The organism is Alkalibacterium olivapovliticus (assembly GCF_003003275.1).
GTDB classification, from domain to species: Bacteria; Bacillota; Bacilli; order Lactobacillales; family Carnobacteriaceae_A; genus Alkalibacterium; species Alkalibacterium olivapovliticum.
The window spans coordinates 1-18404 of record NZ_PVTO01000003.1; the positions used below are offsets into that span (position 1 = coordinate 1).

The window sequence follows — 18404 nt, forward strand, 5'->3', positions numbered from 1 at the left end:
TTTCTATTTCTTGTTTTGTATATATTTTTTTGCTCATCAGAAAAACCTCCACTTAAAACTAGTCTATAAAAGTATAACGAAAAAACTCTAAAAAAATAACCCGAAAACCAAAACACTCTTTTTTGAGTGTCTAGTTTTCGGGTAGAGATTCACATAATACAATACTTTCTTATTTAAATATCGCTTTAATCTCCACATAATCATCGATACCATAAATGCCTTTTTCACGTCCGCGTCCGGATTGTTTGTATCCTCCGAATGGCGCTTTAGGGGCCAGTTCACCGTCGTTGACCAGTACGTTACCTGTTCTTATTTGACGGGCAACTTTCAGTGCTTCGTCTTCCGGTCCAACAACGCCTCCAGATAAGCCGTAGTCTGAATCGTTTGCCAGTTCGATGGCTTCTTCAACGGAATCATAAGTGAGGACAACCAGTACAGGGCCAAAAATTTCTTCCTGTGCAATGGTCATGTCATTTGTTACGTTAACGAAGACCGTTGGTTCAACGTAATAACCTGTGCGGTCCAGTTTGTTTCCGCCCAGAAGAATTTCCGCGCCTTCTTCTTTTCCTTTTTCGATGTAATCCAGTACAGTCTGCAGCTGGTCTTCTGAAACCATTGGGCCGACTGTCGTGTCTGCATCGTTTGGATCGCCGACTTTAACGTCTTTATAGTAGTCTTTGATGACTTCTTTAGTGCGTTCCAGTTCATCTTTAGGCACGAATAATCGCGTCAAAGCAGAACACGTTTGTCCCTGGTTATCAAGCACTGTATCAGCTGCATTTTTAACAGCCAATTTTAAATCTCCACCTTTAAGGTAAACCATTGGAGACTTGCCGCCTAGTTCCAGTACAAGTTGTTTAACGGTTGTTTTAGCTTTGTCGTATAAGCTTTTACCAACACCTGTTGAGCCTGTAAAGGAAATGACGGACACATCTTCGTGGCTGGTCAGATAATCTCCCGTTTCGCTTCCATTACCTGTGATGAGGTTAAATACACCTGCAGGCAATCCAGCATCGTGTATGATTTCTGTGAACATCATAGCAGTTAGTGGTGTTAAGTTAGCAGGTTTCACAACAACAGTATTTCCTGCCAGTAAAGCAGGTGTGATTTTACGCTGAATCTGATTAAGAGGGAAGTTCCATGGTGTTATACAAGCCACAACGCCGTATCCTTCTTTGATCACTGTAGCGCCATCTATTTCTTCTTCAAATGGGTAATCTTCAATGCCATCTAATGTGCCCTGCATTTCAGCTTCTGAAATAGTGACTTGAGTCCCTTCTGAGAATTGTCGTGAGGTTCCCAGTTCTTTAATCATCAAGTCGATGAGTTCTTCTTTGCGGTCAGAAATACCGTTTAATACTTTTTGTAAATAGTCCGCTCTTTTTGCTGGAGCAAGTGCGTTCCATTCTTTAAAAGCCGCTTTAGCTGATGCGACTGCTTTGTTTACGTCTTCTTCATTAGCGTTCACGACTTTACCAATAACGTCCTCGGTAGTCGGATTAATCACTTCATCGTAATCTGTAGAGTGCGCATCTTGCCAAGCACCATTGTAATATAAGGTTTGTTTAGTCAAGTGTATCTCCTCCTGTATTTACCATTATGCAAAAAAGAGAAGCAGATTCCAAATCAAAAGCCTTACAATAAGTTAGTGATTTCAAGAGCAGCTTTATAAGGGCTTAATATAGAGTTCTTACTAATATAGTATTAAAAAAATCTCATACTATTAATAAATGGTGTATAATTAAAGAAAAATTAGCAAAAGGGAAGTGGATGCATTGCAAAAATGGTCAACGAAGTCTTTACTGATAATAAATGGCGTCATATTGTTGTTTATTCTATTTAACCTTGCTTCAAATGAACAACCCAGTTATGTCTATCCTGAGGAAAGGGATGATTCCATGTATGCAGAACCTCTACAGGTTGACATCACCCAACTAAGTGAAAACACTATTCTTATGGTAAACAATATATCTTATTCAGACGAGTACGGTAAAATGACAGTTCTTGAGTATGATGAGGAAACAAATAGGTTCTCAACTATAAGTGACTCCCATCACGTTTATGATTTCGTATCTGACTTAGGGTATCTCGTAGACTAAAAAAAGACGCTCTATCAGACCTTACCTAGAGGCATCTGATGAGCGTCTTCTGTTTTAGTCACTGATTAATACTTCTTCTTCGGGTGCTTGTCAACAATGTCATCATACTTCTCAAGCAAAAGCTTCCCGGATTCAGTCAGTTCAAATCCTCTCAACTTAAATAAGGCAGAAAGTTCTTCCTCAGTAAATCTGTCCTTTGCTTTTTCCATTAGTTCAGCTTTTTTCAGTTTGGATAAGCCTGCGACGTTTTTTCTTTTGAGGAGTGTTTTCAGACGAGCAGCATTGAGGTGAGTAAGTGATTCCATGGCGGTAAACTGTCTTGCGTAGCCTTTTGCCTGCACTTCTTCCAGAGCTTGCTTGGCATTGATCCCGTAGTCATACTCGAAGTATTTTGGGAAAACACTTTGATTTGTAAAGGTTCCAAAATTGATCCGCCACAGCAGTATAATGTGTCCGGGAAGCAGGTCGTCATCCAGACGGACGGTATTCCGTTTAGGCACAAGGGATTCTGATCCAATCTCAACTTGATTTAACCAGGCATTCAAGTCGCGCTTTGGTGAAATATAGGGGACTTCATTATGGTTAATATAAAGGGCAAGAATCGTCTGAACCTGTTCGTTTTCTAAGTCCAGGTGGCTGTTCTGTTTATCCATATTAGTGGTGTTCATATTTTTTCCTCCATGGCATCAGATTTTTTAACCAGTTTATAAAAGACAAAGTAGAGAGTCAGGCCTATTATAACAGACAAGTAAATAATCATATTCGTGAGGCTGATTTCGCCAAAGACCAGCAGGAGGATCATGCTCAGGTTGAACAGGACTTGTGTAGTGAACAGTCTGAGTCTATTAACTTTATTTCCTTCATCATCTTCGCATTAGTCTTCTGAAATGAACCAGAAAACGATAAAAGAAAAAGAAACCGCGGAAATCGCAAATAGGGTTAGAGGAGTTAAACCAGCGACTGACATAAAAGTGTTTGTTTGCTGAAAGATAGTCTGTGTAATGAGCAGCACCAATCCAACAGCACCAGCTGATAAAGTTAAGGCCATCCGTTCACGACTGATGATGAAATAGAGCATGCTTAAAATAAAAGTAATGAGGTACAAACTGGTTTCTTCGCTGAACGTAAGGGTGGCAGTCAGTGCCAGTACAGACAAGACATCGATTATCGTCAGTTTTTTACCCGTGATGCCGTTCGTCATCCGAAGGAGCAGGAGCAGCCAAGCAATGACTAATAATTGAATAGAGTCGTAATAAACGATCATGATCAGAGAAAAGGCAGACGCGACAAAGGCAGAGAACTCATGTCTTGGATCCAGTTCTCTTGAAAGGGCCCATGTTGAAAAGACGCCGCCTCCGATAGCTAGCCCGGACAGTAACTCTGATGTATAGAGCCATCCTGATAGGGCAGAGAGAAGTGTCACTATGACGATAATCTGGTTCGGTCTGTAACCCAGGTCAATTTTTCTTCCCAGTGTAAACATAAATAGACTCCTTTTATACAGATTTTATACTTCGCCGTACTGTATACTATTAATTCAAAATAGTATACAGTTGTTCTGCTATAGCCTGGTACCCTTCATCATTTGGGTGAAAGTAATCTATATACAGATAGTCATCCAGATGATCCTCAAATAAGTCATGTGTTGGGATGTAGGAAAATCCAGGATCTGATTCTACAACTGAGCGGGTTTCATCATTCCATTCAAGAAGGTAACTATTTAATTCAGGAACTATACTGTTATACGGATTGTATAAGCCTATGAGGGCTGCTTGAGCCTCGGGATTGATAGTGCGTAATTCTCTGACAATGACGTCCAGATTGTCTACATAGGTGTTGAGTGTGTCTTCGAAGGCAACCGGTAAATCCAAGTTTCGTTGAAATGCCAGACGATTCAAGTCATTTCCGCCAATGGATATAATAATGAGGTCTGCCTCTGAAATAGTGGCGTCATGTTCTTCACTTTCAATCAGCTCTACAAGCTGGCTGCTATCGTATCCTGATACAGACAGGTTTGTAAGCGTCTCTTCATCTTCATCATCTCGATCGAGCAGCTCGAGGTACCGTTCTCCAATACCGGCCCCTTCTTCATCGCCAACACCAGAGCCTATGGAGTCACCGAGAATGAGGATAGTGTTTATTTCCTGTGGAGGGACAATTTCTTCTTCCTGATCAGTTTCTTCAGTTCTGTTATCAAGCATAAAGACAGCAAAACCCGTAATGAGCAGAAGTATAGCTAATGCACTTAATGCCATCAGGAACCGTTTTTTCTTTTTCAAAGTGATTCTCCTTATCAACTAATTATATAGGGGGCATGTGTGTGGTTTGTGGCATTGTTTATTACCAGGTAGCTGTAATATTACTGTATATTTATTGACCGGATTAGTCAACTGAATACAGTTTGTTTCTTTATAGAAATAAGAGACTGGATAAGTGTAAATGAAAGGGGTGAAAACGTATACTTATAGGGTGCTTTGACGAATATGTTCTTACATGGGTTAATAACTTCAGAAATACTCCGATAATAGAGTAGTCACTCTCTTTTATATAAAAAAGAGGATACTACACATAATTATTGGAGGAAAGATAGTGAAAATTACGACTAAATTGCTGGGTTCTTATTTGATTTTAGCTTTCATCGTACTGATCCTGGGAGGATTGTCTCTTTTCGGGTTAGGGGTAATGGATTCCAATTCAGATGAGCTTTACACGGAACGCGTGCAGCCGACGATTGTCTTATCGGAAATTGCACAGCTGATGGAGAACACCCGTGTACATATGTTAACAGGCGTCATCAATGCGGATCCTTCAAGAGGTGAACCGGCGCTTGAAAATATCGAGCGAATCAATGAACTGCTTATGATATACAGCGACAGGAACCTTGCGGAAGATGAAGCTTTATTAGTAGAAGAATTGAATAGAAGCTGGCTGAACTACTATGAAGTTCTGCTTGAAACGGGAATATCTCTAGAAGAACAGGATTTCACGGAAGCGATGAATGGAATCCGTCAAGGGGGAGCCTGGTACGGAGCAGCCAATATGTATCTGACTGAACTGCTGGATATGACAGAGGGCTTGTCAGCTGATGCATTCGAACAGAATCAGACAGTTTATATCAATTTGCGTCGGATGATTATGTTTGCCATGCTTTGGTCAACTATATTTGCAGTTGCAGTAGGACTACTGATGGGAAGAGTGATCGGTAAGCCACTTGGTGTTATTTCCCGGAAATTAAACGAGGTATCTGAAGGAAACTTGACAGGAGAGGTTTTGAAAACAAAGCGGAAAGATGAAATCGGTCTACTTGAACAGGCTACGAATAAGATGCAGGATGAACTGAAGCACATCATTTCGTCGGTTTCGAATGCAACTAACCATGTTTTGAGTTCAAGTGAAGAACTGACACAATCGACTAATGAAGTTGTTCAGGGAGCAGATCAGATTGCGATCACGATGCAGGAGCTCGCTTCAGGATCAGAATCTCAGGCGAACTATACGAGTGACTTGTCTGAAAGCATGAGCGCATTCGTTCAGACGATCGAACAGTCAGTCAATGACAGTGAACGTGTCTATACGACCTCGAGTAAAGTCCGTCAGTTAACAGATGAAGGACAGACGATGATGGATTCTTCAGTCACTCAGATGCAGACGATCGATCAGATAGTGAAGCAGTCAGTTGAAGGTATGAAAGGACCGGATGCCAAATCCAGTGAGGTTTCTTCATTGGTCACAGTGATTGAAGGGATTGCAGAACAAACCAATCTATTGGCACTGAATGCAGCAATCGAAGCAGCACGGGCTGGAGAACAAGGAAAAGGGTTCGCTGTAGTTGCTGAAGAAGTCAGAAAGCTATCTGAACAAGTATCGGGATCAGTTGTTGAGATCACTGATATTGTGAAGCAGATGCAGAGAGAATCGTCCAGCATGGCAGGTGCGCTTGAGAGTGGATACGAAGAAGTGCAAAAAGGAACCACTCAAATTCAGCAGACCGGTAAAACGTTTAACAGCATATCATCATCTGTCGAGCAAATGGAACAAACGATCCGCTCGATAACAGAGAAACTAGTAGACAATAAAGCTCAAACGATCAAGATGAGTGAGAGCGTAGAAGAAATCGCCTCTATATCGGAGCAGTCAGCTGCAGGAATAGAACAGACATCAGCATCGGCGCAGCAGTCGACGAGCACCATGCAGGAAGTGTCTGCGAGTTCAGAAGAACTGGCCCGTCTGGCAGAAGAACTGAATCAGCTGGTGGAGCGATTCGAAGTGTAAGTAAACGGAAATTGAGTAAATAAAGAAACTGCCTGTAAAAGGGCGGTTTTTTTAATATAGTTAAATGGAATCATCACTATTAAGTATCTTTTTCACATTCAAAGGAGTAGACTGAAACTAAACAAAGATAACGGTTACGGGGTGTGAGATGATGAAAATGATACGATTGATGACAGGGTTGATTGGGGTGTTCCTCTTAACAGCGTGTGTAGGGACAGGGGATTCGTCATATGAAGACAGGGATACGAGTGATGGTGCCAGTTATTCGATGGATGACTCTTCAGCCGGTGATATGGACATGGTCGAAGAAGAGTCGGCAGTTTCCGGGGAGCGGCTGATCGGTGAAAAAGTGATCCGGACAGTCAGTCAGGAATATGAGACACTGGACTTTACGCGCACGACTGATTACGTACGTGCAACTGTAGAAACTCATGATGCATTTATTGAATACTCTTATGAGTCGAGTTACACTGGCGCGGGCGGCACATCAAGACAGTACCGTGTGGTCGATTATACTTTACGCGTGCCCACGGACCGACTGAACGCATTCCTCCGTGATCTTGAAGGAATGGACGCTTACAAGACCAGTGAACAGATGGGGACTGAGGATGTCACTCAGTTTTATAGAGACACTGAAGCCCGAGTGGCAGTTCTTGCTAATAAAGAAGATCGTCTGAATGAACTGCTGGAACTGGCTGACACGATCGAAGAAATCATCCAGATCGAAGACAGTTTGAGTGAAACCATTGCAGAACGGGAAAGCCTTCAGTCTCAGCTGGATTATTACGATGATCTGATCGATTATACTGTCGTTCGGATGAGCGTTACAGAACGCCCGAGAATTGCCAGTGAGCGCGGAGAAGGTGTCTCATTCTTCAGACGTGTACAGGAAGCCTTTGCTGATTCGATATACGCATTCTACTATATCCTTCAGGACATTACGGTATTCCTGGTTTATGCTCTTCCCTTTATTGTGGTCATTGGCCTGGTGATCTGGCTGATCTGGTTTATCCGAAGACGACTGACCAGACGGAATAAGAACCTGTAAAGAGTTAATAAGACAAGTAAACAATCAGGACACTTTCCAACTGGAAGGTGTCCTTCCTGCATATGACTAGTTAATGTGAAATAAATTCTTTATAATGATAAAAGACGAGTAAACAGATAGTGAGGGATATAAGTGAGAATCGAACATATCGGATTGTGGACCAGAGATTTAGAAAAAATGAAAGACTTTTACGAGAAGTACTTTGATGTAAGGAGTGGTGAACGGTATCATAATTCATCAAAGAAGTTTACATCCTATTTTCTCACGTTTGAGTCTGGGAGTCGCCTGGAATTGATGAAACGGGAGGATATTTCCAGACCGAACAGCGAAAGTTTCGGCTATGCGCATCTGGCACTGGCCGCCGGCAGTCAATCGCAGGTGGATGACCTGGTTTCGCGTCTGACAAATGACGGATTTGAGCTGCTGAATGGTCCCAGAACCACTGGTGACGGTTATTATGAGGCTGTGATCAAGGACCCGGAAGGCAATCTGATTGAGGTAATGGCAGACTGAAAGTTTAACTAACAAGGAGGACATTATGGGATTACTAGTAGACGGAAAGTGGCACGACAAATGGTATGACACAGAAAAAAATGACGGACGGTTTATCCGTGAAGAATCTCAGTTCAGAAACTGGGTAACAGCAGACGGAAGTGCAGGACCAAGCGGCGAAGGCGGATTTAAAGCAGAACCGGGGCGCTATCATCTGTATGTTGCCAATGCATGCCCGTGGGCAAACCGTGCGATGATCATGCGACAACTAAAAGGACTGGAAGACATGATTTCCGTATCTGTTGTCCATCCGTTGATGGCGGAAAACGGATGGACGTTCGAACCGGAAGCAGACGTGGTTCCAGACCCTGTAAACGATGCTGATTTTCTGTATGAAGTGTACACTCATGTTGAACCTGAGTACAGTGGACGAGTTACTGTCCCTGTTTTATATGATTTGAAACAGAACAAAATAGTCAATAATGAATCATCCGAAATCATGCGGATATTAAATTCGGCTTTTGACGAAGTTGGGGCAAAAGAAGGAGATTACTATCCGGAAGCATTAAGAGAAGACATCAATAAAATAAATGACCGCATATATGACGCAGTCAATAATGGGGTTTATAAAGCAGGATTTGCGACTAAACAAGAGGTCTATGAAGAAGAAGTAACCAAATTATTTGAAGCTTTAGACGAGCTGGAAGAACGACTTGAAACAAATCAGTATCTTACTGGTGATTTGATAACTGAAGCAGACTGGCGCTTGTTTACGACACTCGTTCGTTTTGACAGTGTCTACTACACTCACTTCAAATGTAATATCAGACGTCTGAGCGATTATACAAATCTATGGCGTTTTACCAGAGAGCTATATAATGTCCCGGGTATTTCGGACACGATCCACTTCAGACACATCAAAGAACACTATTTCCGCAGTCACAAAAATATCAACCCGACAGGCATCGTTCCAGTCGGACCTGACTTGGACTTCAGTATTCAATAGATGATAAGGTAGCCTCCCAGCTTTCTGGGAGGCTATTTTTATAGAGTAGATTGAAAAGTGAGTGACATTAAGTATAATATATATAGTGATATATTAAAATGAATTCGTTGACTGAATGACGGTGCAAAACCAAATAAGGAGCTATTTAAATGTCAGTCGAAATAACCAGATTAAAACAATACACACAGAGTCTTGGAAAATTTAAAGTGAAGCTGAACGGAGAACAAATAGGCAAAATAAAAAACGGTGAAACTGAATACATTGAAATTGACCGAGACGGATCGGTTTTACAGGTCAGAAATGGATTGGAGAAGAGCAATAAGCTGGCAGTCAATGATGGGGACAGAGTGGAGATTAAAGTGAGGTTCTGGACATTGTGATATGGCTTTATTGCCATATTACTCGCAACGCTATATGGCTGCGTTTACTCCAGTAGACATTGTCATGATGGATATTTTGACCTTTTTTGTCGTCTGGATACCTACCATTGTATTCCCTGTTACTGAAATAAGAAAAATTGAGAAGGATAAGCGGGGCTGACAGAGTAGTCTTTGCCTATGTGTCTCTCAAAAGAGTATAATCAGGCTATAGCATCCATTTGATCAGCGAAATTATAATTAAGGAGCGATTAAGATGAAGACTCTCATTGCATACAGCAGCAAACACGGGTGTACGGAAGCCTGTGCAAGAATGCTGGCTGAACACCTTGACGGAAAGGTTGACCGGCTGAATTTAAAGGAGTTTTTTGATGTTGATTTAAGTCCTTACGATACAGTCGTTTTAGGCAGCCCAATTTATGTCGGCCAGATTTTAAAGGAAGTGGACAGGTTTGCCACCAATAATGAGCCTGAACTGCTAGAGAAAACGCTGGGTCTGTTTATCTGCAGCATGCAGGAAGAACATACCGTAAAAGAAGAGCTTGCTGTTAATTACCCTGAAGAACTTCAGGAAAAAGCCGTAGCCAAGGAATGGTTTGGCGGAGCATATGATTTTAGTGATATGAACTTTATTGAGCGTATAATCATCAAAAAAGCAGCAAAAACGGATCAGGACGTTTCGAACATACGAAAAGAAGCCATTATTCAGTTTGCCGAAACTCTGAATCGTCAATAGCAAGGACAGCTGAAAAGATCAGATCGATGGCAAGTAGAGTCACTGGTTTAATTCTTCACAATTCCTAATAGATTTGTATAGAATCAGACAGTATACCGTTTAGTCCAGCTTTCAGGAAACGTTAATTTGTTTCCGTACATATAGCGAATCAGTTGCCCGTGATGCATGACTTCATGTTCCAGCAGAGTAAATAAAAAGTCTGTTTGAGTATCGTTTAGTTCAACGGACTGAATGTTTTCCATCAGCGAACGTGAACTCGTTTCAAGACTGTCCATCACACTTGAATGTGAGGATAAATCATTAAGCGAGCATGAAAACCCGATCCATTCATTATGGATAATCGCTTGAAGATAACTTTCTCTTGCACCGACGATGCACCAGACTTGTTCTCCTATGATATTAGAGGGCAAGTCGCCAAGCGTTAAGGCTAACTCCTGAATAGTTAATCCATTGACAAGATCTTCGGTTAAACTAAACGCCTTGTCCAGTCGTTCGATCAGTTTGTTCATTTTCACTACTCCTTTTTTATTTTTTTATTATAAATCAAGTCCAACTCAAAAGTACATATCTATCCGAACAGAATTATATAAGTGAATATCAAATCCGCTCTTCATTTTATCTTTTGTTACCTCTATTATGAATAAAGAAAGGGAGGAGAAAAATGAATAAACGCATGATATTTAATAAGAACAATGAAAATACAATAATAGAACACAATGCATTCAAACTAGGCTACATAGTGTCTAACATTATAATCATAGCATTTATGTTTCTAAGGATATATTTTGATGAACCTATAGGAGAGTTAATGACAATTACACTAATAAACACCTTGGTTGTATCATTATACCGCGTCTATCATATGAACAGTAAATTAACATTTGTATTTGCATTAGTGATGGCCTTTATAACTCTTGGATTACTCGTTGCGACACTTTTAAGCCAATATGGTGTGTATTAGAGAGAGTCAAACGTAAAACTATAAATGCATGTTGAGAAGACTAAGAATTTACAAGGAGTAATGATTATGTATCTAAACTCAATTACTTTTCCCGACACTGATGCAGAATTTGCAGTTTTTATAGACATCAAGCGAACGGTCTATACCAGTTTCTATCCATTTCAGATATTATCAAAGCGTCAGTTCGACCGAATCGATTTTGAACCGATTACTGTTTTATATGGAGGAAACGGATCTGGTAAGACAACGGCTTTGAATGTAATTGCGGAAAAAATTGAAGCAGAGCGAGATTCCCTGTACAATAAATCGTCGTTTTTCCCAGAGTATCTTAACTATTGCAGTGTTGAGAAAAATTGGGAGGAACCAGATTTCAAGCGGATTATTACAAGTAATGATGTGTTCGATTTTGTGCTGACACTGCGTTCGGTGAATGAATCAGTGGATGAGAAGAGGGAAGAATTGTTCGATGATTACCTTGACACAAAGTATGCCAGCTTTCAGTTAAAGTCACTTGATGATTATGATCGTTTAAAAAAGATGAACGAAACGAGAAGTAAAACCCAATCTAAATTTGTGAAGTCGCACTTGATGAATAATGTTAGAGAACAGTCCAATGGAGAAAGTGCGTTTCGATATTTTGTAGAAAAAATAGAAGAGAACGGATTATACATTTTGGATGAGCCGGAAAACAGCCTGTCTCCTGAAAGACAACTTGAGCTGAAACAGTATATTGAGGATTCAGCCCGCTTCTTCAACTGCCAGTTTATCATTTCGACTCACTCCCCTTTTTTTCTTTCGATAAAAGGAGCAAAGATTTATGATTTAGATGCTGATCCAGTGCGTATAAGGCAGTGGACTGAACTGGAAAATGTCAGAACTTATCACAAATTTTTTCAGGAGCATGCGAAGGAATTCCGAGGCGGGGAAGAGTAGGCAGCAGAAATTAATTTTAGTCATCATTATGAAAAATCAATTGTGTCTGCTTTTTTGAAAAACCTACTTAGTACACTATTAGCAAATCTTTTTTGGGCACTAATCACTGCCTCTCCTTATTCAGTTTCAATGTAAATAGACCTTACTGATATAAAGATGCAGTAAGGTCTATTTGTTATGTATGTATATATATTTGATCATCCTACTAAAGTATGAAATAGTCTGCACACTCTTGATACCATCTGTGTGGATGGTATAATGCTGTTAATCAGATGATTTTGACCCTTCAATTAAATGAAAAGGAGGTAACTCATGTATGAAAAGTTATTGTTCAATAGTTTGAGCGAGCGTTAACGTGAAGTGTTCTATTTAGTTGCAAAAGGGTATACAAACAAAGAAATAGCTGAAGAGTGTTTTATTTCTTTGGAAACAGTGAAATCTCATATACAGATGGTTTTTAAAAAGCTGCACTTACATCATCGAACGCAAGTAGCTATATATGCTTTTGTTAATAAAATTATAGAGTGGGATAAACAGAAAGGAAGATTACTATGTCAAAAAAGGTAAATGAACAAACGGAGAAATTAACAATTAACGTGAATCATGTGGATTTAGGTAAAATTGATTTGCTTATTGAAAATGGATTTTTCAGTAACCGAAGTGATTTTATTCGAACATCTATCAGAAATGAATTGAACAAAAATGATAAATATTTAGAAGAAAAGATTGTGAGTCAATCGTTTGTTTTAGGGATCGCAAAATATCATAAATCAGATTTTGAAGCATATTTAAAAGACAATAAGTTGATGGAAATGAAGTATATTGGACTGCTGTGGATAGATCAGGAAGTTTCTTTAGAGATAATGAAGCAGACTGTTAAATCGATCAATGTAAAAGGAACAGTTATTGCCTCAAAAGAGATAAAAGACTATTATGGATTATAATTGATAGCGTTTTGAACGGGTTATATCCTAATGTAACTCTATTGAAAAAATGCTGTAGAAACAAGAGTATTGTTTGAGAATGCACCTACATGAAAAGTGTTTTCCAATAAAAGCTGTATTGTACAGATACTCTTCAAAAGGAGAGGACCAAATGACCGAAATCAGAAACTTAATAATAGAGGATTTAAACTATTTATCCGACGGTTTAAAAGAAAGTGAGAAACAAATAATGAAGATGCTTGAAGATACCAGTATCAGCCAAGCCGTAGCCGTCAGTGAGAATAAAGAAATCGTCTCTGCAGCTTTGAGCTGGCATAATAAATGGCATCCTTACGCTGAATATATTCGCTTCTTTATGGATCGAAGTAGGAGTGGTTGCGCAGAAAATTCAGAACAATTGCTTGATCATTTGTATACACATGCTGTTAAAGATAAAGTCTGGCATCTGCAATATCCACTCGATAGTAAAGATCAAGAAACAGCTAACTTACTCAAAGTCAATGACTTCTCCTTATTTCGCAAGACATATGAGCCGAGTATAGAAATAAAGCAGCTCAATAATAAGTACAGAAATATTAAACGGCATCCCAATACTAAGACTTTGAAAGAAATAATTGAAGATGAAGACTTATCTGAATCCTTTTTCGAGCTGACAGCAAAAGTGTATGATGCTGGGCATACCGATAACCCAAGAGGATCAAGATCTTTAAGCGAAGAAAAAGAGACATATCTATCTTATCCAGTAGATGTCATGGCCAGCTTAGTTGGATTCTCAGAAGAGGGTGAAATTGATAGTTACATCATGCTGTTCAAACCAGAAGACCAGTCAGTTGAATTTGGATGGGCAGGTGCCAGCAGTGATGCAAAAAGTGAATGCTTGAGACAGCTGTTTAAATCAGTAATCAACGACTTACAAAGGAAAGACATCCCATTATTAGAACCTGAAATTGACACAACAGACTATTACCAGTACGAGGTACTTTTTTCATTTTTAAAATTTCAACACATGAATTCATGGGATGCTTACAAGAAAATATTAGAGTAATATGGAACTCATTCATATGTATCATAAAATAAGACTCAGTTGGAAATGCTTGAGAATCTAAAGTCCAATGAAATCACTTATTCACAAACAGTATTCTTACTTTTAAAATATGGATTTTATTTATAAAGAATGGAGGCTGGCTAATAGTATGAAAGTAATATTTCTTGATAGAGATGGAACAATGGGAGGAAATGGTGGTGGCGTTGCTCCCGATAAATTTCAGTTATTTAAACAAACTATTCCAGCTATTCGTCTATTGAATCAGAATGGTTACGTAGTAATGATTGTTACCAATCAAAGTAGAATTTCAAGAGGATACTTCACGGAAGAAGAATTTATTAAAGAGACTAATAAATTATTATCCGTTTTAAAAGAAAACAAAGCTGAAATTAAAGATTACTTTTACTGTCCTCATTATAATGAAGAGTGTAAATGCCATAAGCCAGATATTGGCATGATCCAAGAAGCGTATTCCCGTTATCCGAGTATAAATTTCCAGCAATCTTATTTTATAGGAGATAATGGATCGTCGGATATGATGTGTGCACAAAATGCTGGTATAAAAAAGATATTAGTCAAAACTGGGTGGGGGGTATCATCACTAACTACTCACCGTCATCTTTGGAAAGATATAGAACCAGATAAAGTAGTAAAAAATATTAGTGAAGCAGCAGAATGGATAGTCCAGAATGAAAAATTTAATAGATGAAACAATATTAGAAATTATCAACTAAAAGGAGAAAAGGATGGCTAAGCTAATTATCATTCGAGGAAATTCTGGAAGTGGAAAATCATCGCTTGCCGAAAATCTGCAAAGAAGATTTGGGAAAGATACCATGCGTATTCCTCAAGACATGATTAGAAGAGAAATGTTAGCAGTAAAAGATGGAATAAATAATCCGGCTATTCATTTAATTAAAGAACTGATAGTGTATGGAGCGAAACATCAGAGGATCGTAATAGTGGAGGGGATTTTAAAAAAAGAATGGTATGGAGAACTGTTTCATGAAGTCATTCCCTTGTTTGATGAAATATATTCTTATTACTATGATCTGCCTTTTGAAGAAACTATTAGACGTCATCAATACAAGCAAAACAAAGAAGATTTTACTGCAGAAGATATGAAGCACTGGTGGAATGAAAATGATAGATTAGACATTAAAGGAGAAGAAATCATTGGTAAGAATCGTTCCTTAGAAGAAATTAGCACACAAATTTATGAGAATGTTACAAAAAGTAAATCAATTGGTTCTGACTGGAAAACCTGTCCGCAAAATGTACGGAGGTTTGTATGTAAACTAAAAAAAGAAATTCCAAAATTACTTGAAGGGAATATGGTTGGTATTTATTTACATGGTTCACTAGCGATGGGGGGGTTCCATCCAAAGAAAAGTGACATTGATATAATAGTAGTGACCAGTACCGCTATAAGTTCACAACTTCAAGAGAGATTAGCAATGTATTTTCTTGAAAACTCTAACAGGTATTATCCTATTGAAATCAGTTTTCTACATAAAAAACAATTAACTCCCTGGCACCATCCGTGTGCATATGATTTTCACTACAGTGAAGAATGGAGAGAAATTTTTTCTGGTAAATTGTCCCAAGAGACAACGGATGACTTTGAAAAAGCACCTAAAACAGATGGTGATTTAACAGCACACTTTACTATAATCAATAAAAGAGGAATCTGCTTGTCTGGAGAGCCTATCCGCCAAGTTTTCCCCAAAATTCCTAAAGTGGATTATTTTGATTCAATAAACAGTGATTATGAAGAGTGTCTAGAAGAGATTTACAACAAACCCGTATATTGTGTGCTGAATATGCTGCGTGTTTACTTTTATGTAAGAGATGAAAAAATCTCATCTAAGCTAGAAGCAGCCGAATGGGGAATAAAGAACTTACCTGAAAGACTTCAATTAACAATTGAAAAAGCAAAGAAGCATTATGAAGGAAATGAGAAAACGATTTTTGAGAGAAAGGAACTGGCTCATTATAAAAATTTTATTGACGGACGAGTGCAAAATTTAATGAAGGAAAAATCTATAAATGATAAAAATTAAGAAAGGCACAAGGAAGTGTGAATTAGGTATAGTATCAATGTAGCGAGATATGTCTCGGGATTGTTAGAAATAGGAGCTCGTATTCATAACAAAAATTCCCGTTCTTATGTAAAAGTAATTCTAAAGAAAGTCTATCAGTTCTTCATTGGCATGGCGAAGGATTCACACTACCTATGCATTGTGAAACGAAGCTGAGAAATAATATAAAAAAGAGTGACTATGTTTGAAAGGAGAAGTGATATGAAAATACAACAGCTATCGCAAGAAAATGCAGTGGATATTGCGAATAACTGGCGATATGATGGAATTTATTCTTTTTACGACGCTGATGCAGATAAGGAAGATTATGAGGAGCTGGTTACACCAGAGTTGCGGGAAAATAGTTATTTCGAAGTACTGGAAAATAAAGCATTAATAGGATTTTTTTCTGTTGACTATGACTCTGATAAAAAAACAGTTGATTTAGGTCTAGGAATGAAACCTTCTTTGACAAGTAAGGGCTAAGGGGAGAAGTTTGTTGAGGCAATAGTGAATTATATTAAAGAGTTTTATACTTGTAAAATAGTGACTTTGGCTGTTGTTACTTTCAATGAACGAGCGATAAAAGTATACGAACGAGTTGGATTTGAAAAGAAAGATAGTTTTAAAATGAACACAAACGGAGCAGTATATGAATTTTTATTTATGGAAAAATCAGTCTGAAATTAAAATAGTAAAGGAAAATAGACATGCTGAAAATAACACTATCTTATAACGCACCAGAACCAGAAGCGTTTATTGATTTAAGAGTAAGAGCAGGATTGAGTACGAAATCGCTGGAAGGCGCTACTATTGGATTGAAGAACAGTTATCATTCAGTAGCCCTCTATGAAGATAAGAAATTGATCGGATTTGGTCGAATTATCGGAGATGGTGGAACGGTTTTTCAAATCACGGATGTGGCTGTATCACCCGAACACCAAGGGAGAGGTTACGGAAAGCGAATTTTGACTGAACTAACCGATTATTTAAAAGAACACGCACCAAAATATGCCTACATTAGTCTCATCGCAGATGGACCAGCAGACCAGTTATATGAGCAGTTTGGCTTTAAAAACGTTGGGGATCATGGATCAAAAGGCGTGTACATGTGGTTGAAGTAAAATAAGAATAGGTAAATAGTTCGTATTCCAGAATTTGAGAATAGTAAAACTTAAACGTAAAATGTTGTAGATGAAATTTTAGGAGAGTGAAAGATGATAAAGATTAGGAAAGGGACAATTAATGATGCTTACGGAATCGCAAGAGTCCAAGTCAAAGGGTGGCATACTACATATAACGGAATAGTACCAGACAAGTTTCTCAATCAGATGTCAATTGAAGAGCAAGAGAAAAAATTGAGAATAGGGTTGACTAATAAACAAAGGAAGGAGAGATTCTTTGTAGCTGAAAATGACAAGAGCGAAATAGTAGGATACATTATTGGTGGAGAAAACCGCTATAGTGAAGAGTATCCTGACTGCGGTGGAGAACTGTATGCCATTTATATACTTAAGAACTATCAAAGAGATGGATTGGGGAGAAAATTGGTTCAAACATTAGTGGACTGGCTAAAAGATAACAAATTCAACCAGATGCTTGTATGGGTTCTTGCCGATAACCCAGCAAAATACTTTTATGAAAAGTTGGGGGCAAAGTATTTAGGAGAAAAACAGTTGGAAATAGAAGGAAAGAAGCTGGATGAATATGTGTACATATGGGATGATTTAAAGCATTTTTAAAAATAGTCTGTTTATTTCTGAAAGGAACAGCATATGACAAAAGCAGTGTTTTGGGATTTGTTAGGAACGTTAGGGGGCACTTCACAGACCCTAATACCAGATTTCACATTTTATGATGAGGCTTTACCCGCTTTAAAGACTGTGCATAATCTGGGATTCATTAATATCATCATCACAAATCAAAGCCATATTGCTCATGGACGAGTAACAATGAAAGAATTCGATGAGAGTTGTGAGCGTTTAATGGATGAGAGTACTAAAGAGGAAGTTGAAATTAAAGCAATCTATGTCTGTCCGCATCAGAGAAAAGATAATTGTTCGTGCAAGAAGCCTAAACCCGAATTAGTTTTTAGAGCACAAAATGAGTTTGATATTAATTTAAAGAGCAGTTTCGTCGTGGGAGATTCAGTGAAAAATGACATGGGATTAGCCCAAGCAATTGGCGCAAAAGGGATACTCGTTTTAACTGGTGAGGGCAAAGAAGGAATGGGCACTACAAAAAATATAAGCCCAGATTCTATTGCAGAAAATTTGACAGATGCCGTTGATTTTATCAAAAATAATGTATTACACTCGTTTGAACAGTAACTTCATATTATCTGTAAATAACACCTGAGAAATACGACAGTCTTGACTGCATTCTCAGGTGTTATTTCGATGGACACATG

The 18404-nt window shown here is 38.6% G+C and carries 24 protein-coding genes and 1 pseudogene; 20 read left to right on the top strand and 5 right to left on the bottom strand.

What is annotated here, in order from left to right; genetic code table 11:
- Positions 1-169: 169 nt before the first annotated feature.
- Positions 170-1573 (bottom strand): aldehyde dehydrogenase family protein, encoded by a 1404-nt coding sequence (locus CLV38_RS01975; RefSeq protein WP_106190832.1) that lies wholly within the window; start codon positions 1571-1573, stop codon positions 170-172.
- A gap of 202 nt (positions 1574-1775) precedes the next feature.
- On the opposite strand from CLV38_RS01975, the gene CLV38_RS01980 reads away from it, so the two are divergent.
- Positions 1776-2099 carry a hypothetical protein gene (locus CLV38_RS01980; RefSeq protein ID WP_106190835.1) on the top strand — a complete coding sequence of 108 codons (324 nt, stop codon included), beginning with the start codon at positions 1776-1778 and terminating at the stop codon, positions 2097-2099.
- A 65-nt stretch (positions 2100-2164) separates the two neighbouring features.
- Here CLV38_RS01980 and CLV38_RS01985 read toward each other — a convergent pair whose 3' ends face one another.
- From CLV38_RS01985 to CLV38_RS01995, 3 genes are all read right to left on the bottom strand, one after another.
- Positions 2165-2767, bottom strand: a complete 603-nt coding sequence (locus CLV38_RS01985) for a hypothetical protein (protein WP_106190837.1) — start codon at positions 2765-2767, stop codon at positions 2165-2167.
- Positions 2768-2973: 206 nt separating this feature from the next.
- Complete coding sequence (locus CLV38_RS01990; RefSeq protein ID WP_106190840.1) at positions 2974-3582, bottom strand: hypothetical protein; 609 nt, start codon at positions 3580-3582, stop codon at positions 2974-2976.
- A 49-nt stretch (positions 3583-3631) separates the two neighbouring features.
- Positions 3632-4378: a GDSL-type esterase/lipase family protein gene (locus CLV38_RS01995; RefSeq protein WP_106190843.1), complete on the bottom strand. Its 747-nt coding sequence runs from the start codon at positions 4376-4378 to the stop codon at positions 3632-3634.
- Between the two features lie 310 nt (positions 4379-4688).
- Here CLV38_RS01995 and CLV38_RS02000 point away from each other — a divergent pair, with 310 nt between their 5' ends.
- From CLV38_RS02000 to CLV38_RS02025, 7 genes are all read left to right on the top strand, one after another.
- On the top strand, positions 4689-6371 hold the full coding sequence (locus tag CLV38_RS02000; protein ID WP_106190846.1) for a methyl-accepting chemotaxis protein: 1683 nt from the start codon (positions 4689-4691) through the stop codon (positions 6369-6371).
- Positions 6372-6519: 148 nt separating this feature from the next.
- Entirely contained in the window at positions 6520-7419 is a 900-nt protein-coding gene (locus tag CLV38_RS02005) for a DUF4349 domain-containing protein (RefSeq protein WP_106190848.1), read from the top strand.
- Between the two features lie 132 nt (positions 7420-7551).
- Positions 7552-7932: a VOC family protein gene (locus CLV38_RS02010; protein ID WP_106190851.1), complete on the top strand. Its 381-nt coding sequence runs from the start codon at positions 7552-7554 to the stop codon at positions 7930-7932.
- Between the two features lie 25 nt (positions 7933-7957).
- Complete coding sequence (locus tag CLV38_RS02015; RefSeq protein WP_106190853.1) at positions 7958-8917, top strand: glutathione S-transferase family protein; 960 nt, start codon at positions 7958-7960, stop codon at positions 8915-8917.
- 149 nt (positions 8918-9066) lie between these two features.
- Positions 9067-9297, top strand: a complete 231-nt coding sequence (locus tag CLV38_RS02020) for a hypothetical protein (protein WP_106190856.1) — start codon at positions 9067-9069, stop codon at positions 9295-9297.
- Between the two features lies 1 nt (position 9298).
- A complete protein-coding gene (locus CLV38_RS13680) occupies positions 9299-9457 on the top strand; it encodes a hypothetical protein (protein WP_170068782.1) in 159 nt (52 codons plus the stop codon).
- Positions 9458-9550: 93 nt separating this feature from the next.
- Complete coding sequence (locus CLV38_RS02025; protein ID WP_106190859.1) at positions 9551-10030, top strand: flavodoxin domain-containing protein; 480 nt, start codon at positions 9551-9553, stop codon at positions 10028-10030.
- 83 nt (positions 10031-10113) lie between these two features.
- On the opposite strand, the gene CLV38_RS02030 is transcribed toward CLV38_RS02025, so the two are convergent.
- Positions 10114-10539, bottom strand: a complete 426-nt coding sequence (locus CLV38_RS02030) for a hypothetical protein (RefSeq protein ID WP_106190862.1) — start codon at positions 10537-10539, stop codon at positions 10114-10116.
- A gap of 164 nt (positions 10540-10703) precedes the next feature.
- On the opposite strand from CLV38_RS02030, the gene CLV38_RS14170 reads away from it, so the two are divergent.
- The 12 genes and pseudogenes from CLV38_RS14170 (at position 10704) to CLV38_RS02085 (ending at position 18324) form a co-directional block, all read left to right on the top strand.
- Positions 10704-10991, top strand: a complete 288-nt coding sequence (locus tag CLV38_RS14170) for a DUF6442 family protein (RefSeq protein ID WP_425427761.1) — start codon at positions 10704-10706, stop codon at positions 10989-10991.
- Positions 10992-11057: 66 nt separating this feature from the next.
- Positions 11058-11924: an AAA family ATPase gene (locus CLV38_RS02040; RefSeq protein ID WP_211295391.1), complete on the top strand. Its 867-nt coding sequence runs from the start codon at positions 11058-11060 to the stop codon at positions 11922-11924.
- A gap of 360 nt (positions 11925-12284) precedes the next feature.
- Entirely contained in the window at positions 12285-12491 is a 207-nt protein-coding gene (locus tag CLV38_RS14175; RefSeq protein ID WP_106190868.1) for a response regulator transcription factor, read from the top strand.
- A complete protein-coding gene (locus CLV38_RS02050) occupies positions 12476-12868 on the top strand; it encodes a CopG family transcriptional regulator (protein WP_106190871.1) in 393 nt (130 codons plus the stop codon). Before CLV38_RS14175 ends, CLV38_RS02050 begins: the two co-directional genes overlap by 16 nt.
- A 151-nt stretch (positions 12869-13019) precedes the next feature.
- Positions 13020-13913, top strand: coding sequence for a hypothetical protein (locus CLV38_RS02055; protein WP_106190873.1), 894 nt, complete (start codon positions 13020-13022; stop codon positions 13911-13913).
- 148 nt (positions 13914-14061) lie between these two features.
- Positions 14062-14622, top strand: coding sequence for a D-glycero-alpha-D-manno-heptose-1,7-bisphosphate 7-phosphatase (locus CLV38_RS02060; RefSeq protein WP_106190876.1), 561 nt, complete (start codon positions 14062-14064; stop codon positions 14620-14622).
- 37 nt (positions 14623-14659) lie between these two features.
- Positions 14660-15976 (top strand): aminoglycoside adenylyltransferase domain-containing protein, encoded by a 1317-nt coding sequence (locus CLV38_RS02065; protein WP_106190879.1) that lies wholly within the window; start codon positions 14660-14662, stop codon positions 15974-15976.
- Positions 15977-16216: 240 nt separating this feature from the next.
- Positions 16217-16480, top strand: coding sequence for a hypothetical protein (locus CLV38_RS13820; RefSeq protein ID WP_211295392.1), 264 nt, complete (start codon positions 16217-16219; stop codon positions 16478-16480).
- Positions 16481-16495: 15 nt separating this feature from the next.
- Positions 16496-16678, top strand: a pseudogene (locus tag CLV38_RS14180) (GNAT family N-acetyltransferase); the annotation flags it as partial.
- 26 nt (positions 16679-16704) lie between these two features.
- Complete coding sequence (locus CLV38_RS02075; RefSeq protein WP_106190881.1) at positions 16705-17118, top strand: GNAT family N-acetyltransferase; 414 nt, start codon at positions 16705-16707, stop codon at positions 17116-17118.
- 93 nt (positions 17119-17211) lie between these two features.
- A complete protein-coding gene (locus CLV38_RS02080; RefSeq protein WP_211295393.1) occupies positions 17212-17736 on the top strand; it encodes a GNAT family N-acetyltransferase in 525 nt (174 codons plus the stop codon).
- Between the two features lie 33 nt (positions 17737-17769).
- Positions 17770-18324, top strand: a complete 555-nt coding sequence (locus tag CLV38_RS02085) for a D-glycero-alpha-D-manno-heptose-1,7-bisphosphate 7-phosphatase (protein WP_106190884.1) — start codon at positions 17770-17772, stop codon at positions 18322-18324.
- Positions 18325-18404 lie beyond the last annotated feature (80 nt).

Coding starts and splice junctions, on each gene's coding strand:
- CLV38_RS01985 (WP_106190837.1), bottom strand. CDS start 2,767: ATGAACACCACTAATATGGATAAACAGAACAGCCACCTGGACTTAGAA.
- CLV38_RS01990 (WP_106190840.1), bottom strand. CDS start 3,582: ATGTTTACACTGGGAAGAAAAATTGACCTGGGTTACAGACCGAACCAG.
- CLV38_RS02005 (WP_106190848.1), top strand. CDS start 6,520: ATGATGAAAATGATACGATTGATGACAGGGTTGATTGGGGTGTTCCTC.
- CLV38_RS02015 (WP_106190853.1), top strand. CDS start 7,958: ATGGGATTACTAGTAGACGGAAAGTGGCACGACAAATGGTATGACACA.
- CLV38_RS02020 (WP_106190856.1), top strand. CDS start 9,067: ATGTCAGTCGAAATAACCAGATTAAAACAATACACACAGAGTCTTGGA.
- CLV38_RS13680 (WP_170068782.1), top strand. CDS start 9,299: ATGGCTTTATTGCCATATTACTCGCAACGCTATATGGCTGCGTTTACT.
- CLV38_RS02025 (WP_106190859.1), top strand. CDS start 9,551: ATGAAGACTCTCATTGCATACAGCAGCAAACACGGGTGTACGGAAGCC.
- CLV38_RS02030 (WP_106190862.1), bottom strand. CDS start 10,539: ATGAACAAACTGATCGAACGACTGGACAAGGCGTTTAGTTTAACCGAA.
- CLV38_RS14170 (WP_425427761.1), top strand. CDS start 10,704: ATGATATTTAATAAGAACAATGAAAATACAATAATAGAACACAATGCA.
- CLV38_RS02040 (WP_211295391.1), top strand. CDS start 11,058: ATGTATCTAAACTCAATTACTTTTCCCGACACTGATGCAGAATTTGCA.
- CLV38_RS02050 (WP_106190871.1), top strand. CDS start 12,476: ATGTCAAAAAAGGTAAATGAACAAACGGAGAAATTAACAATTAACGTG.
- CLV38_RS02055 (WP_106190873.1), top strand. CDS start 13,020: ATGACCGAAATCAGAAACTTAATAATAGAGGATTTAAACTATTTATCC.
- CLV38_RS02060 (WP_106190876.1), top strand. CDS start 14,062: ATGAAAGTAATATTTCTTGATAGAGATGGAACAATGGGAGGAAATGGT.
- CLV38_RS02065 (WP_106190879.1), top strand. CDS start 14,660: ATGGCTAAGCTAATTATCATTCGAGGAAATTCTGGAAGTGGAAAATCA.
- CLV38_RS13820 (WP_211295392.1), top strand. CDS start 16,217: ATGAAAATACAACAGCTATCGCAAGAAAATGCAGTGGATATTGCGAAT.
- CLV38_RS02075 (WP_106190881.1), top strand. CDS start 16,705: ATGCTGAAAATAACACTATCTTATAACGCACCAGAACCAGAAGCGTTT.
- CLV38_RS02080 (WP_211295393.1), top strand. CDS start 17,212: ATGATAAAGATTAGGAAAGGGACAATTAATGATGCTTACGGAATCGCA.
- CLV38_RS02085 (WP_106190884.1), top strand. CDS start 17,770: ATGACAAAAGCAGTGTTTTGGGATTTGTTAGGAACGTTAGGGGGCACT.